Source organism: Mycolicibacterium chengduense, assembly GCF_033741155.1.
Taxonomy (GTDB): Bacteria; Actinomycetota; Actinomycetes; order Mycobacteriales; family Mycobacteriaceae; genus Mycobacterium.
In genome coordinates this window covers 316,446-331,510 of sequence record NZ_JAWQNH010000001.1, presented here as the reverse complement: position 1 = coordinate 331,510, position 15,065 = coordinate 316,446, and the positions used below count along the sequence as shown (strand labels likewise).

The window sequence follows — 15,065 nt, the reverse complement described above, 5'->3', positions numbered from 1 at the left end:
GCTAAACATGGTGGAGCCCGTTGCGCACGAAGAGCTTTGTGATCGGGCAGCCGCGCTGTTCCAGGACCGATTCGGTGGCGGACCCGACGGGGTGTGGGTGGCACCCGGTCGGGTGAATCTGATCGGCGAGCACATCGACTACATCGGCGCCAAGGTCATGCCTTTCGCGCTGCCGTACGCCACCGCGGTCGCGGTGCGGGTGAACAACCATGACCGGCTGCGGATGGTGTCCACCGGGCATGACGAGGGCTGGGAGGGCAGCGTCGCCGACGTCGCGCCGCGCCAGCCCCGCGGTTGGGCCGGATACGTGGCCGGTGTGCCGTGGGCGATGACCTACCACGACACCATCGCCCGCATCCCCGGCCTCGATATCGCCGTGCACTCGTCGGTGCCGCAGGGTGCGGGACTGTCCAGCTCGGCCGCGCTGGAGTCGGCGACGGCGCTGGCCATCGCCGAGTTGTTCGGCGCGGCGACCGACGATGCGGGCCGGCGCACGCTGGCACGGGACTGCATCACCGCGGAGAACGTGGTGGTGGGTGCGGCCACCGGCGGAATGGACCAGTCGGTGGCATTGCGCGCCAAACCCGGACACGCAATGCTGCTGGACTGCAGCACGTTTGGGGCCGAGTATCTTCCGTTCGACTGCCGGCCGTCTGGACTGGCGCTATTGGTGATCAACACCAACGCCGCGCACCGGCTGGTCGACGGCGGCTACGCTCTGCGCCGTTCCCGGGTGGAACGCGTGTGTGCCCGCATCCCGCGCACCGCGCTGTACGACAACGACGATGTCGACGCCGTCCTGCACTGCGCCGACGCCGACGATCCCGCGCTGCGGCGGGTGCTACGGCATGTGCTGACCGAGATCCGCCGGGTCACCGCCACCGCGACCGCCCTGCGCTCGGGCGAGATCGCCGCCGTCGGACCGCTGCTGTCCGCGTCGCACGTATCGCTGCGCGACGACCTGGTGGTCAGCTCGCCGGAACTCGACTCCGCGGTGGATGCCGCCCTGGCGGCCGGGGCCCTCGGGGCGCGGATGATCGGCGGTGGGTTCGGCGGATCGGCGCTGGCGCTCATCCGGTCCGATCGGGTCGGCTTCATTATCGAGGCGGCCCGCCGGGCCGCCAGGGACAACGGATTTCCGGAACCGGATTTCCTCTGTGCGATTCCCAGCGCGGCGGCGCGCCGGGTCTACTGACCGTCGGCGCGGTAGCTGATCGACCACGACGCCGACCAACTGTCGCCGGGCTCCAGCCAGCGCAGTCCCGCCCCGCTGTTGAGCGCATCGGCGGGGGCGGTCATCGGCTCGACGGCCACCGCGGTGACGAACCGGTCACCCATCGGGTAACGGCGGGTGGTGAACACCTGGATGTACGCGAATTGTTCGTCGGCCCAGACGGATACGGTTTGACCGTCGGGAGCCCGTAGCGAGTGCAGGCTGCCGCCGTCGGTGATGTGCAGTCCCGTCCAAGCGTCGTCGAGATCGAGGTCGGCCACCCGGCGGCCGGCCCGCAGATCCCAGTAGCCGCCCTGCACCGGACTGGTGCCGGTCGGATTCAGGCGTTCGTCGACATCGATATGGGTGTCGGCGGCCACGGTCAGGGTCAACTCGGAGGTCGGGACACCGCCGATGCACAGGAACGGGTGCGTGCCCAGCGCGACCGGCGCCGGATCCTGCCCCAGGTTGTCGACGGTGTGTGTGGCGTGCAGTCCGTCGTCGGTCAGCCGGTAGGTCACCCTGGTGTCCAGGTGGAACGGATACCCGTGCTGCGGAAAGACCTGCGCACTAAGCGTTACCGTGTTGTCGGTCTGCTCGAGGCGGCGGTACTCGGAGAAACACAACAGCCCGTGCAGCGCGTTGCCGCGCTGCGGTTCGGTGACATCGAGGAGCTGGGTGGTGCCGCGGTAGCTCCATCGGGCGTCGCGGACCCGGTTGGGCCAGGGGGCCAGCACGGTGCCAGAGTAGAACGGCCGCTGCCGATCGGGAGGGTAGCCCGGTGTGAGGTCGACACCGCCGACTGCCAACGTCCTGATGGCCGCGCCGACACCGGTGATGACCGCATGGACCGGCCCTTCCGCCAGGGTGTATTCCACGCCGTGGACGGTACGTTCGGTTGTCTGCACTAGCGCTTCCTGGGTGGTGCGGTGCTGTCCCGGATGACCAGATCCGAAGGCAACAGCGAGGTTTCGCATTCGGCACCGGTCAGCTGGGCCTTCACCATGGCGATGGCCTGGTGGCCGACCGCGGCGAAATCCTGTCGGATGGTGGTCAGTGCCGGGATGAGGTACGGGGCTTCGGGGATATCGTCGAACCCCACCACGCTGATGTCCTCGGGTACCCGCCGGCCCGCCTCGGCCAGCGCGTGCAGCACGCCGATGGCCATATGGTCGTTGGCGACGAAAACCGCGGTGAGGTCCCGGTCGGCGGCGATGTCACGGCCCAGGGCATAGCCGCGGGCCGCGCTCCAGTCACCCTTGTGTTCCGGGCGCGGCGCCAGCCGGGCCGCCAGCATGGCGTCGAGGTAGCCCTTGGTGCGGCCCGCCGCCTCCGGCCAGCCGTCCGGGCCTGCGACATGGGCGATCTCGGTGTGCCCGAGCTCGATGAGATGCGCTGTGGCGGTGCGGGCTGCGCCGACCTGATCGACCCCGACCGACAACCCGGAGCCGGACAGGTCGCCCTCCACGACGACCACCGGGACGCCGAAGTCCTCGGAGTACACCACGTTGAGGGCGTCCTGCTGCGCCGCGATCATCACGATGGCCTCGACCGCGAGCCGGGACAGGTGGTCGAGTGCGCCGCGGATCTCCTGCCGGGTGACGGCGGTCAGTGTCACCGAGCTGGAGAAGAACCCCGCTTCGCGAGCCGATTCCTCGACCGAACGCTGGATGCTGGACGGGCCGTACTGGGCGGTGCTGCTGCCGATGATGCCGATGATGCCCGACTTGCTGGTGACCAACGCGCGCGCCACACTGTTGGGCCGGTAGCCGAGTTGCGCGATGGCGTGCTGCACCCGTTCGCGGGTTTCGGGCCGGATACTGCTGGACCCGTTGATCACTCGGGACACCGTCTGGTGTGACACACCGGCGAGCCGGGCAACGTCGGACATGACTGGCTTGCGGCTCATCGCTCCATTATTGCCGCGGCTCATGTGGTCGGCCTCACCAGGACACGCTGAACCAGCACGAAGACCAGCAACAACGCCCCGGTCATGATTCTGGTCCAGTAGGAGTCCAGGCTCGCGGCGGTGACGAAGGTTTCGATGGTGCCCAACACCAGTACCCCGATCAACGCGCCGGCCACATACCCCACGCCGCCGGCCAGCACGACGCCGCCGATCACCGCGGCGGCGATGGTGTCCAGTTCCAGCCCGACGCCGTTGAGGCTGTACCCGGAGAGCTTCTGCACAGCCAGCAGAATCCCGGCAAGGGATGCGCAGAACCCGCTGATGACGTACACCGACACCCGGGTTCGTCCGGCGTCCAGGCCCATCAGTTGGGCCGAATGCCGGTTGCCGCCGACGGCGTAGACGGTGCGGCCGAACCGGGTCAGGTGCAACACGTAGAGGGCCACCATCACCACGGCCAACGCGATGATGACCGGCCAGCGAATGAACTTGTCGTCGTAGAGATACAGGTAGTGCAGGCCAAGGGTGCGGACCGCGGGATCCTTGATGGGCAGCGAATCGACACTGATGACGTAACACATCCCACGGGCGGCGAACATGCCGGCCAGTGTCGCCACGAACGGCTGCACGTCGAAGTATTCGATCATCACGCCCATGATCAGCCCGAGCGCCGGGCCGACGAGCATGACGGTCAGCATCGCCACCGGTGTGGGCCAGCCCAGTTGTAGCGTCTTGGCCAGGATCACCGTCGACAGCGCGACCACGGACCCGACACTGAGATCGATGCCGCCGGTGAGGATCACGAACGTCATCCCGACCGCCAGCACGATGAGATAGGCGTTGTCGACGAAGAGATTGAGGAAAACCTGGCTGGGACTGGCGAAGTCGAAGCGGTTGAGCACGCCGGCGAACAACACCACGAAGAGCACCAGGGTGGCGATCGGGCCGGTGAACCGGCCGGCGGCCAGCCGGCGGATGCTCGCGGTCGGGGCCGTCAACGTGGCTGTCATGCGTGCACCTTCGGCTCGACGGGATCGGCGACCGGCGTCGGTGGTGTGGGCGCGGCGGGCCGGACCCGGCGGGTGAACAGCGCCCGGAACCGGGCCGACTGCAGCAGGCATACCGCTACCACGACAAGGGATTTGAACACCAGGGTGACCTCCGGCCGAATGCCGAGGGTGTACACGGTGGTGGTCAGGGATTGGATGATCAGCGCCCCGATCAACGTGCCGGTCAGGCTGTAGCGGCCACCGAGCAACGAGGTGCCGCCGATCACGACGGCCAGGATGGCATCCATCTCGATCCACAGGCCGGCGTTGTTGGCGTCGGCTGCGGAGATGTTCGAGGCGATCATCAATCCGGCGATGCCGGCGCACAGCGCGCAGAACACGTACACCGCGAAAACGATGGTGCGGCTGCGGACTCCGGCCAGTCGGCTGGCTTCGGGGTTGATACCGACGGCCTCCAACAGCATGCCCAGCGCAGTGCGTCGGGTGAGCACGCCGATGACGACGAAGATGGCCAGGCTGACCAGGATGGCCACGGGCAGGCCGAAAAGGTAACCGGCGCCGAGCACTTTGAACGGTGCGCTGGTCACGGTGACGATCTGGCCTTCGGTGACGAACAGTGCGATCCCGCGCCCGGCCGTCATCAGCACCAGCGTCGCGATGATCGGCTGTATGCCCAAGAGCGCCACCAGCGTCGCGTTCCAGAGGCCCAGCACGCAGGACACCAGCACCGCGACGGCCATCGCCGACAGCACGGTGCCCGGGCTGTCCGGGGTCGGTGACGCCGCGATATGGGCGCAGGCCACGGCTCCGGCGATGGCCACCACCGCGCCGACGGAAAGGTCGATTCCGCGCGAGGCGATCACCAGCGTCATGCCCAGTGCCACCAGCAGGATCGGTGCGCCGTTGCGCAGGATGTCGATGAGGCTGCCGTACAGGTGGCCGTTCTGGATCCGAATGCTCAGGAACCCGGGGGACAGCGCGGTGTTCACCGCGAGCAGGGCGACGAGGGCCAGGAGTGGCCAGAACAGTTGATGGGCAACGAGTTTCTTGATCATGACGGGCTCGCCGCGATCAGTTCGGTCAGATTGTCGCTCTGATCGGAGTCCACCTGGGCGACGTTGTGCCGGTCGCGCATCACCGCGATGCGGTGCGAGACCCGGCTGACTTCGTCGAGTTCGGCGGAGATGAACAGCACCGCCATACCATCGGCGGCCAGGTCGGTGACGAGTTGCTGGATCTGGGCTTTCGCCCCGATGTCGATCCCGCGGGTCGGTTCGTCGAGGATGAACAGTTCGGGCTCGGTGATGAGCCAGCGGGCCAGCAATACCTTCTGCTGGTTGCCGCCGCTGAGATTCTTCATCAGCGCGTCGGGTCGGCGGGGCCGGATGTCGAGGGCTTCCATGTATTTGTCCACCAGGTCGTTCTTGGCCTTGGCCGACAGCGGTCGGGCGAATCCGCGCCGGGCCTGCAGGGCAAGAACCAGATTGTCGCGCACCGTGAGCTCGCCGAAAACACCCTCGTCCTTGCGGTTCTCGGAGGTGAAGGCGAAGCGGTGAGCGATGGCCGCGCGTGGGGTGCGGATGCCGGCCTTTGTGCCGTTGACCGCCAGCGCCCCGGTGGTGGCCCGGTCGGCGCCGAAGATCAGCCGGGCCAGTTCGGTGCGTCCGGACCCGAGCAAGCCGGCCAGGCCGATGATCTCGCCGCGGTGGATGTCCAGGGTGACCGGTGCCACGGCAGGTGGCCGGCCGAACCCGTCGAGCGACACCACCGGTGTGGTGTTGACGTCGACCGTCGTGCGGGCCGCGTTGTCGGCAACCTCCTCGAGGACATCCGCCGCGCGGCCCAGCATGGCGGTGACTAGTTGCACCCGGGGCAGCTCGGCGGTCGGGTATTCGCCGACCAGCTTGCCGTTGCGCAACACGGTGATCCGATCGGCGATCGCGTAGATCTGATCGAGGAAGTGCGACACGAACAAGATGGCGGTCCCCGCGTCCCGCAATCGCCGGATGACACCGAACAATTCGGCCACCTCCCCGGTGTCCAGACTGGAGGTCGGTTCGTCCAGGATGAGCACCCGGGCCTTGGCCGCGGTGGCCCGGGTGATCGCGACCAGCTGCTGGACGGCGATCGGATGGGAGCCCAGCCGGGACCGGGGGTCGATGGTCAGTTCGAGCTCGGTGAGCAGTTCGGCGGCACGGCGGTGCAGCGCCCGGTAGTCGATCCGGCCCCAGCGCCGGGGCTCGCGCCCCAGCAGGATGTTCTCGCCCACCGACAGATTCGGGCACAGGTTTACCTCTTGGTAGACGGTGCTGATACCCGCTTCCTGGGACTGGCGTGGGCTGCCGAAGGATCGGGGAACCCCGTCGAGCAGGATCTGCCCCGAGTCGATGGGGTACACCCCGGTCAGTGCCTTGATGAGCGTGGACTTGCCGGCGCCGTTCTCGCCCATCAGGGCGTGCACCTCGCCGGGCAGCAACCGGAAGTCCACGCCGTCAAGCGCTTTCACGCCGGGGAACTCGATACCGATATCCCGCATCTGCACCACGGCGGCATGCTGGTCCATGAGTCGGTCGCTCAGTACTGACGCGAGGGCAGGGCTTTGATCGCCTGCTGCTGATCAAAGGCCTCGTCGGGGGTCACGATCCGCGGCGGAACCTGCTCGCCGGCAGCCACCTTTTTGACCAGATCCATCAGCTGGGGGCCGAGCAGGGGGTTGCACTCGACGATGTAGTTGAACTTGCCGTCGGCCAGGGCCTGCATACCGTCATGGGTGGCGTCGATCGCGACGATCTTGATGTCCTTGCCCGGCACCTTGCCCGCAGCTTCGATGGCATCCATCGCGCCGAGGCCCATATCGTCGTTCTGCGCAAACACCACATCGATCTGCGGGGTGGATTTCAGCAGCGCCTCCATCACCTGCTTACCGCCGGAGCGGGTGAAGTCACCGGTCTGCGATGCCACGACGTGCAGGTTCGCGTTGGCCGAGATCCCTTCCTTGAAGCCGGTATTGCGGTCGATGGCGGGGTCGGCACCGGTGGTGCCCTCCAGCTGGACGATGTTGACCGGGCGCGGCGTGTTGGCGTACTGATCGGCGACCCAGCGTCCGGCGCGACGGCCCTCTTCGACGAAATCTGCGCCGATGAAGGTCTTGTAGACGTCCTTCTCCTGGGTGTCGATGGCCCGGTCGGTCAGGATCACCGGGATGTTGGCGTTCTTGGCCTCCAACAGCACGGCGTCCCAACCGGTACGCACCACGGGACTGAAGGCGATGACATTGACCCCTTGTTGGATGAACGAGCGGATCGCGGTGATCTGCTTCTCCTGTTCACCGTTGGCGTCGGCGAACTTCAGGTCGATGCCGGCGGCCTTGGCGGCACTCTTGATGGACTCGGTGTTGGCGGTGCGCCAGCCACTCTCGGCGCCCACCTGGGCGAAGCCCAGGGTGATCGCGCCCCCACCGCCGGCCGGGCTGCCGGTGCCGCCGCCCGGCGCCTTCCCGCTACCGCAGGCCACAACGGTGGCCGCGATCGCGGCGACACCGATGACGGTGGTCAATGCTCGTGTCAGGACGGTCTTCTTCACGCCGTACTCCTGTTCGCTCCCGGGCGCCGGACGGTACCGCGCAGCCGGACAGATGTGGTCGGTGTGACCCGGCCGCGACGAAAGTGGCCCGCGTCACAGTTGTGGATGTTAACGATCACCTCAAGCGAGGTCAACCCTCGGAGTGGCATCGACGAGAGCCAGTATCGGCTGGATATCGGCCTTGCCGCCGAATCAAGCGCAATCGCGAAGTCGGCCGCGGGCGGGGTGGGGGCCCGTTGACCCACCGTCCATGTTCACGTTAACATCGACGGTGTGATGCAGCGCACAGGTGTGCACCGGTATCGGAGGGTGGTTGTGATGGACCGTACGAGCGATGCGCGGGGCGAGGCTCGCCGATGAGCGTCGACAAGTATGTGGTCGGTATCGACTTCGGCACGCTGTCGGGACGGGCCCTGGTCGTCCGGGTCGCCGACGGCCACGAGATGGCCTCGGCCGAGCACGTCTACCGGCACGGTGTGCTCACCGAGGCGCTACCCGGGGATAGTGGTGTCCGGCTACCACCGGACTACGCACTGCAGGTGCCCGAGGACTATGTCGACGTGCTGCGGTTCGCGGTACCCGAAGCGGTGGCCACCTCCGGGATCGATCCGGCCGATGTGATCGGGGTGGGCACCGACTTCACCGCCTGCACCATGGTGGCGGCCCGCTCCGACGGAACACCGCTGTGCGAGCTCCCCGAATTCGCCGACCGCCCACACGCTTACGCGAAATTGTGGCGGCACCACGCCGCCCAACCACAGGCCGACCGGATCAATACGCTGGCCGCCGTCCGCGGCGAATCCTGGCTACCCCGCTACGGCGGGTTCATCTCCAGTGAGTGGGAGTTCGCCAAGGGGCTGCAGATCCTGGAAGAGGATCCGGAGATCTACGCCGCCATCGACTGCTGGGTGGAGGGCGCGGACTGGATCGTCTGGCAGCTCACCGGACGCTATGTGCGCAACGTCAGCACCGCCGGTTACAAGGCCATCCGACAGGACGGGGCTTACCCGTCCAAAGAGTTCCTGGCCGCGCTCAACCCGGCGTTCGTCGACTTCGTCACCGACAAGGTGGAGCAACCCATCGCTCAACTGGGCGCCGCGGCAGGCACGCTGACCGCCCAGGCCGCGGCATGGACCGGGCTGCCTGCGGGAATTGCGGTGGCCGTGGGCAATATCGACGCCCACGTCACCGTCGCCGCGGCCGACGCCGCCGAACCCGGCCGGTTGGTCGCCATCATGGGCACCTCGACCTGTCATGTGATGAACGGCAGACAACCCCAGGACGTCCCGGGCATGTGCGGCGTGGTGGAGGGCGGTATCACCGTCGGGCTGTGGGGGTATGAGGCCGGCCAGTCCGGGGTGGGGGACATCTTCGCGTGGTTCATCAAGAACTGCGTGCCCGAACAGTACGTCCGCGAAGCGGCCGAACGCGGTGTGTCGGTACACGAGTACCTGTCCGACCTGGCGGCTCGGCAGGCCATCGGACAACACGGCTTGGTCGCCCTGGACTGGCACAGCGGTAACCGATCGGTGTTGGTCGACCATCACCTCTCCGGGGTGATCGTCGGGCAGACCCTGGACACCACCTGCGTCGATCAGTACCGCGCGCTGCTGGAGGCCACCGCCTACGGCACCCGGATGATCGTCGAGACCTTCAACAACGCCGGGGTTCCGGTCGACGAGTTGGTGGTCGCCGGCGGGCTGATCAAGAACCGGCTGCTGATGCAGATCTATGCCGATGTCACCGGTCTGCCGCTGTCCTGTGTGACCTCCACCCAGGCTCCGGCGCTCGGTGCCGCCATCCACGCCGCCACCGCCGCCGGCGTCTACCCCGACGTGCCGACCGCATCGGCGACCATGGGCGGGCGCACCAGGAGCGCGTTCCTGCCCATCGCGGAGAACGTCGCGCGCTACGACGCCCTGTACGCCGAATATGTGACGCTGCACGACTGGTTCGGCCGCGGCAACCAGATGATGCGCCGGCTGCGGGCCATCCGCGCCGCAGCCGCCCAACCCGATATGGTGAGGACTGCCCAGTGACCGTGACTTCCGAAGTGTTCCAGACGATTACCGAGCTGCGACGGCAGGTGTGCGATCTGCACGCCGAGCTCACCCGCTACCAGCTGGTGATCTGGACCGCGGGCAACGTCTCCGCACGCGTCCCGGACAGGGACCTGATGGTCATCAAACCCTCTGGGGTTTCCTATGATTCGATGAAACCCGAACAGATGGTGGTCTGCGATCTGTTCGGGGAGCTGGTCGACGGCGAGCTCTCACCGTCGTCGGACACCGCCGCGCATGCGTATGTGTACCGGCACATGCCGGAGGTCGGCGGGGTGGTGCACACCCATTCCACCTATGCCACTGCGTGGGCGGCCTGCGGCGAGCCCATTCCGTGCATCCTGACGATGATCGCCGACGAGTTCGGTGGTCAGATCCCGGTGGGACCGTTCGCGCCGATCGGGGACGATTCGATCGGGCGCGGCATCGTCGAGACCCTGCGCGGCAGCCGCTCGGCAGCGGTGCTCATGCGCAATCACGGCCCGTTCACCATCGGTCCCGACGCCCGGTCGGCGGTCAAGGCCGCGGTCATGCTCGAGGATGTCGCCCGCACCGCCTTCATCAGCAGGCAGCTCGGCACCCCCAGTGAGCTGCCCGCCGACGCCGTCACCTCCTTATACGAGCGCTACCAGAACATCTACGGCCAGAAAGAAGCCTGATGCCCACCACCACGGAAAAGCCCGAGAACAAAGAGATCTGGTTCGTCACCGGCAGTCAGTCGCTGTACGGCCAGGACATCCTGGACCAGGTCGCCGAACAATCCCAGGTGATCGCCGACCGCCTGGACGCCAGCCCCGACCTGCCGGTGCCGGTGGTGTGGAAGCCCGTCGTCACCACCAGCGACGCCATCTACCGCCTGCTCAGCGAGGCGGGCACCAGCGAGCGCTGTGTCGGCATCATCGCCTGGATGCACACCTTCTCCCCGGCCAAGATGTGGATCCGCGGACTCAACGCGCTGCGCCAGCCCCTGCTGCACTTTCACACCCAGTTCGGTGTCGAGATCCCCTGGGACAGCATCGACATGGACTTCATGAACCTCAACCAGGCGGCACACGGGGATCGCGAGTTCGGCTACATCCAGACCCGGCTGTCGGTGCCGCGCACCACTGTCGCCGGCCATGTCGGCAACCCCGACACCACCGCGCGGATCGGGTCCTGGGCCCGCGCCGCGCTGGCCGCCGCCGATTTGCGCGGCCTGCGGCTGGCTCGGTTCGGTGACAACATGCGCGATGTCGCGGTGACCGAGGGGGACAAGGTCGAGGCCGAATCCCGCTTCGGCGTTTCGGTGAATTCCTACTCGGTCAACGAGTTGGTGGCCTCGGTCGATGCCGCCGCGGATGCCGATATCGACAAGTTGGTGCAGGAATACCAGGACCGCTATGTCGTGGCCGAGGAGCTGCGGACCGGCGGCGAGCGCCATGACACGCTGCGTGAGGCCGCCCGCATCGAGATCGGCTTGCGGCAGTTCCTCGAAGAGGGCGGATTCAGCGCCTTCACCACGAATTTCGAGGATCTCGGCGGGCTGCGTCAACTGCCGGGTATCGCCGTGCAGCGGTTGATGGCCGACGGCTACGGGTTCGGGGCCGAAGGGGATTGGAAGACCGCCGCCATGGTGCGCGCGGTCAAGACGATGGGCACCGGCCTGCCGGGCGGTACGTCGTTCATGGAGGATTACACCTACGATCTGACGCCCGGCGCCGAGACCATCCTCGGCGCGCACATGCTGGAGGTGTGTCCCAGCATCGCCGCGCAGACCCCGACGGTGGAAGCCCATCCGCTGAGCATCGGTGGCCGTGCGGACCCGGTGCGGATGCGTTTCACCGCGGCGTCCGGTGATGCCGTGGTGCTGGGCATCTGCGATGTCGGTAGTCGATTCCGGTTGGTGGCCAACGAGGTTCGGGTGATCGAACCGCCGGCCCCGTTGCCGAGCCTGCCGGTGGCATGCGCGGTGTGGGAACCGCTGCCGTCGTGGTCGACGTCGACCGAGACCTGGTTGATGGCGGGCGGACCGCACCACACCGTGCTGACCACCGCGGTCCCGGTATCGGCCATCCGGGATCTGGCGACCATCGTCGGCACCGAACTGGTGACCATCGACATCGATACCGTCACCCACGAGTTCGAGCGTGAATTGCGCTGGAACTCGGTGTATTACCACCTGGCCGACGGTCTGTGAGGGCTACCTGAGCTCGGCGATGACCTTGCCGAACGCCTCGGCATGGCCGGCCTGCACCACGAAGTAGGTGACGCCGAACTCGTCGCGTAACCGGCGCAGCTTGTCGGCCTGGTCGGCGACCGTGCCGGAGAGCACGCCGGGATGCGCCAGCAGTTCCTCATCGGAGGCGTCCGGGGCGAACCGCCGCGTCATCTTCAGGTCCGGGATCCCGGAACCGTCGGTGGGGACCGCGGTGATGGCCACGTTGAGCTCCAGATCGGCGAAGCGATCGCCGGCGACGCCGCGGAGGAACGCGACGCGGTCGGCCAGCTCACCGGTGACCCCGATGGTGGCCGCCCACTTGGCGGCGACGGTGAGCAGCCGGTCGCCGCCGCCGGCGATCACGATCGGTGCGCCGGGCACCTGCTCGGCCAGGTAAGCCGTCACGTGCTCGAGGTAGTCGATGCGCTGCCGTGCTGCCGGGAAGGGCAGCTCGGCGGCGTCGAACTCCTCCTTCACATAGCCGGCGCCCAGCCCGACCTCGAACCGGCCGCCGGACAGCTCGTGCAGCGCGGCGACGTCGCGTGCGAGCAGGGCAGGCTTGTAGAAGCAGGCATTGAGGACGAACGTGCCGAGGCGCAGCGTGTCGGTGGCGGCCGCCGCGGTCGCCAGGACCGGGAACGGTGCCGGCGCGCCCAGATGGTCGGGGACCAGAATGACGTCGTAACCGAGCTTTTCGGCGAGTCGGGCGGCTCCGCGGACGACGCCGGCCGAGGTCGCGTCGCGCATGCCGAAGCCGAAACGGAAGTCGGGAGCCATGGGGAGATATTAGGCCGTCTAGCTGATGGAAACAGGTTCGCGCGATCTGCGAGACTGGAGTTCAGAAGATCTGATCAGCGGATGAGGAGCAGGATGGCCGGCATGCAGATGCGTCATGTGGACCGTCGGCCCCTCTATGAGCAGGTCAGCGAGCGGCTCCGGGAATTCATCGACACCAGCGACATGCAACCGGGCGACAAGCTGTCCAACGTCAAGGACCTTGCTGCACAGCTTCAAGTGGGTCGGTCTTCGGTGCGGGAGGCGATCAACGCACTGCGCGCCCAGGGGATCGTCGAGGTACGGCACGGCGACGGGATCTATCTCCAGCAGCGGCCGGAGGACGTCATATCCTCGCTGGCCACCGAACTCGTCGAGACGCATGTCGACCATCCGTACATCTGGGAGACGCGGCAGGCACTGGAAACCCAGTGTGCGAGGCTGGCGGCGGTGCGCGCCGACGAGGCCGACCTGACCGAACTCGCCGACGCGCTCGAGCAGATGCAGACCGAGATCGACGCCGGCGAGCCCGGTCTGGAAGGCGACCGGCGTTTCCACCTCGGCGTCGCCGCAGCCTCGCACAATCCTGTGTTGATCAAGCTGCTCAAGGGGTTGCGGGAACCCCTCGACCGGACCTCGGAGACCTCGCTGACCCGGCCTGGGCAACCGTGCCGGTCCCTGGCCGATCATCACGAGATCCTGGCCGCGATTAGCCGTGGCGCACCGGCGGAAGCGGCCGAGAAGATGCTCACGCATCTCGTCGGCACCACGGATCACCTGATCAACCGCGGCTGACCCAGTTCGGGTCGCGGCGATGGCGGACTGCTGCTACAAAAGATCAGGTGATCAGATCACCTGATCTTTGGTCTGACGAAAGGGTCAGCGATGGGCTCGTCATTCATTGCCGCACACAACCTGTGGTCACCGGAGCAGAAGGAGGCGGCCGACCGGCTGATCGCCCAGCTGTCGGAGCTCGAACTGCGCCAGGTCCGGATCAGCTGGGGGGATCAGCACGGGATCCTGCGCGGTAAGACCCTGGAGGTCGGCCACTTCGTCTCCGCGATGACCGAGGGCAAGGACTTCCAGACCGCGACCCTGATCTTTGACACCACCAACAATCCGGCGGTGCCGCCTTTCGCGGCCCGCGGCTTCGGCGACGAGCGGCTCACCGGACTTCCCGACGGCGTGCTCGTTCCGGACCCGACCACGTTCCGGGTCCTGCCATGGGTCGGCGGCACCGGATGGGTTCTCGCCGAGTTGTATTACCGCAACGGCGAGCGGGTGCCGTTCGACACCCGTGGAGTGCTCCAGCGACAACTCGCCGCCCTGGCCGACGACGGATACACCTACACCACCGGCGCCGAACTCGAGTTCTACATCACCCGCCTGGTCGACCCGAAACTCACGTTCGCCGACTCCGGCTGGCCGCCGGCCCCACCGAGCGTGACCGCGCTGTCGCACGGGTACCAGTACCTCACCGAGAACCGCGGCGACGAAGCCGACGGCATTCTCAGCATCCTGCGGGACAACATCGTCGCGCTGGGGATGCCGCTGGCCACCGTCGAAGACGAGTGGGGGCCGGGCCAGGTCGAGATGACCTTCGATCCGCTGCCCGGCACGACCACTGCCGACAATGTGCTCCTGATCCGCAGTGCGATCAAGCAGATCTGTCGCAGGCACGGCTACCACGCCACGTTCATGTCGCGGCCTGCGTTCCCCAACATCGTCTCCAGCGGCTGGCATCTGCACCAGTCCCTCGGCGCCGCCCACGCCGCCAACGTCTTCCCTGGCGAGAACGGCACGCTGCTCTCCGACGTGGCGATGCACTTTATGGCCGGACTGCTCGAACATGCCAGGGCGAGTTCGGTGCTGACCACGCCCACGATCAACGGCTACAAGCGCTACATCGCCAATTCTTTTGCCCCGGATCGGATCGCGTGGGCCGAGGAGAACCGGGGTGCGATGATTCGGGTCTCCGGTGCGCGCGGTGACGGCTCGACGCATCTGGAGAACCGCATCGGCGAGCCGGCTGCCAACCCGTACTTGTACTTGACGTCGCAGCTGATCAGTGGTCGGGACGGCATCGCACGAAAACTTGACCCCGGCCCGTCGGCCGATGAGGCCTATCTGGCCGATGTGCCATTGGTACCGGCCACTCTGGAGGAGGCCTTGGGCTGTTTCGAGAGCAGCGAGCTGATGCGCCGTGAGCTCGGCGATGTTTTCGTGAACTACCTGAGCACGGTGAAGAGAAACGAGGTCGCCCGGTTCAACGCCGCCGTGACCGACTGGGAACAGCGCGAATACTTCGAAGTGTTCTGAG

13 protein-coding genes are annotated in these 15,065 nt (G+C 67.1%); 6 read left to right on the top strand and 7 right to left on the bottom strand.

Annotation, left to right across the window (positions count from 1 at the left end):
- The first annotated feature begins 7 nt into the window (after window positions 1–7).
- The gene (galK, locus tag SBI67_RS01650; RefSeq protein ID WP_318978896.1) at window positions 8–1,195 is read left to right on the top strand and encodes a galactokinase; all 1,188 of its coding nucleotides are present in this window, start codon (window positions 8–10) and stop codon (window positions 1,193–1,195) included.
- Here the strand turns inward: galK and SBI67_RS01645 are convergent.
- From SBI67_RS01645 to SBI67_RS01620, 6 genes are read right to left on the bottom strand one after another with little or no spacing between them, the layout of a single operon-like run.
- On the bottom strand, window positions 1,189–2,091 hold the full coding sequence (locus SBI67_RS01645; protein ID WP_318978895.1) for an aldose 1-epimerase family protein: 903 nt from the start codon (window positions 2,089–2,091) through the stop codon (window positions 1,189–1,191). The genes galK and SBI67_RS01645 overlap by 7 nt on opposite strands.
- 29 nt (window positions 2,092–2,120) lie before the next feature.
- The gene (locus tag SBI67_RS01640; protein ID WP_318978894.1) at window positions 2,121–3,122 is read right to left on the bottom strand and encodes a LacI family DNA-binding transcriptional regulator; all 1,002 of its coding nucleotides are present in this window, start codon (window positions 3,120–3,122) and stop codon (window positions 2,121–2,123) included.
- Window positions 3,123–3,142: 20 nt separating this feature from the next.
- Window positions 3,143–4,132, bottom strand: coding sequence for an ABC transporter permease subunit (locus SBI67_RS01635; RefSeq protein ID WP_318978893.1), 990 nt, complete (start codon window positions 4,130–4,132; stop codon window positions 3,143–3,145).
- On the bottom strand, window positions 4,129–5,187 hold the full coding sequence (locus tag SBI67_RS01630) for an ABC transporter permease (protein ID WP_318978892.1): 1,059 nt from the start codon (window positions 5,185–5,187) through the stop codon (window positions 4,129–4,131). Before SBI67_RS01630 ends, SBI67_RS01635 begins: the two co-directional genes overlap by 4 nt.
- Window positions 5,184–6,695 carry a sugar ABC transporter ATP-binding protein gene (locus SBI67_RS01625; RefSeq protein WP_318978891.1) on the bottom strand — a complete coding sequence of 504 codons (1,512 nt, stop codon included), beginning with the start codon at window positions 6,693–6,695 and terminating at the stop codon, window positions 5,184–5,186. The genes SBI67_RS01630 and SBI67_RS01625 overlap by 4 nt, the downstream gene beginning before the upstream one ends.
- An 11-nt stretch (window positions 6,696–6,706) precedes the next feature.
- On the bottom strand, window positions 6,707–7,714 hold the full coding sequence (locus SBI67_RS01620; RefSeq protein WP_318978890.1) for an ABC transporter substrate-binding protein: 1,008 nt from the start codon (window positions 7,712–7,714) through the stop codon (window positions 6,707–6,709).
- 356 nt (window positions 7,715–8,070) lie between these two features.
- Between SBI67_RS01620 and araB the strand changes: the two genes are divergently transcribed.
- The 3 genes from araB to araA are packed head-to-tail and all read left to right on the top strand — an operon-like array spanning window position 8,071 to window position 11,950.
- Window positions 8,071–9,753, top strand: a complete 1,683-nt coding sequence (araB, locus tag SBI67_RS01615; RefSeq protein ID WP_318978889.1) for a ribulokinase — start codon at window positions 8,071–8,073, stop codon at window positions 9,751–9,753.
- A complete protein-coding gene (locus tag SBI67_RS01610) occupies window positions 9,750–10,433 on the top strand; it encodes an L-ribulose-5-phosphate 4-epimerase (protein WP_318978888.1) in 684 nt (227 codons plus the stop codon). Before araB ends, SBI67_RS01610 begins: the two co-directional genes overlap by 4 nt.
- Window positions 10,433–11,950 (top strand): L-arabinose isomerase, encoded by a 1,518-nt coding sequence (gene araA, locus SBI67_RS01605; protein WP_318978887.1) that lies wholly within the window; start codon window positions 10,433–10,435, stop codon window positions 11,948–11,950. Before SBI67_RS01610 ends, araA begins: the two co-directional genes overlap by 1 nt.
- A gap of 3 nt (window positions 11,951–11,953) precedes the next feature.
- On the opposite strand, the gene SBI67_RS01600 is transcribed toward araA, so the two are convergent.
- Complete coding sequence (locus tag SBI67_RS01600) at window positions 11,954–12,748, bottom strand: TIGR03621 family F420-dependent LLM class oxidoreductase (RefSeq protein WP_318978886.1); 795 nt, start codon at window positions 12,746–12,748, stop codon at window positions 11,954–11,956.
- 102 nt (window positions 12,749–12,850) lie between these two features.
- Here SBI67_RS01600 and SBI67_RS01595 point away from each other — a divergent pair, with 102 nt between their 5' ends.
- Window positions 12,851–13,540: a FadR/GntR family transcriptional regulator gene (locus tag SBI67_RS01595; protein WP_318978885.1), complete on the top strand. Its 690-nt coding sequence runs from the start codon at window positions 12,851–12,853 to the stop codon at window positions 13,538–13,540.
- Window positions 13,541–13,630: 90 nt separating this feature from the next.
- Window positions 13,631–15,064, top strand: a complete 1,434-nt coding sequence (locus SBI67_RS01590; protein WP_318978884.1) for a glutamine synthetase family protein — start codon at window positions 13,631–13,633, stop codon at window positions 15,062–15,064.
- Window position 15,065: the final 1 nt, after the last annotated feature.

Coding starts and splice junctions, on each gene's coding strand:
- galK (WP_318978896.1), top strand. CDS start 8: ATGGTGGAGCCCGTTGCGCACGAAGAGCTTTGTGATCGGGCAGCCGCG.
- SBI67_RS01640 (WP_318978894.1), bottom strand. CDS start 3,122: ATGAGCCGCAAGCCAGTCATGTCCGACGTTGCCCGGCTCGCCGGTGTG.
- SBI67_RS01635 (WP_318978893.1), bottom strand. CDS start 4,132: ATGACAGCCACGTTGACGGCCCCGACCGCGAGCATCCGCCGGCTGGCC.
- SBI67_RS01630 (WP_318978892.1), bottom strand. CDS start 5,187: ATGATCAAGAAACTCGTTGCCCATCAACTGTTCTGGCCACTCCTGGCC.
- SBI67_RS01625 (WP_318978891.1), bottom strand. CDS start 6,695: ATGGACCAGCATGCCGCCGTGGTGCAGATGCGGGATATCGGTATCGAG.
- araB (WP_318978889.1), top strand. CDS start 8,071: ATGAGCGTCGACAAGTATGTGGTCGGTATCGACTTCGGCACGCTGTCG.
- araA (WP_318978887.1), top strand. CDS start 10,433: ATGCCCACCACCACGGAAAAGCCCGAGAACAAAGAGATCTGGTTCGTC.
- SBI67_RS01600 (WP_318978886.1), bottom strand. CDS start 12,748: ATGGCTCCCGACTTCCGTTTCGGCTTCGGCATGCGCGACGCGACCTCG.
- SBI67_RS01595 (WP_318978885.1), top strand. CDS start 12,851: ATGCAGATGCGTCATGTGGACCGTCGGCCCCTCTATGAGCAGGTCAGC.
- SBI67_RS01590 (WP_318978884.1), top strand. CDS start 13,631: ATGGGCTCGTCATTCATTGCCGCACACAACCTGTGGTCACCGGAGCAG.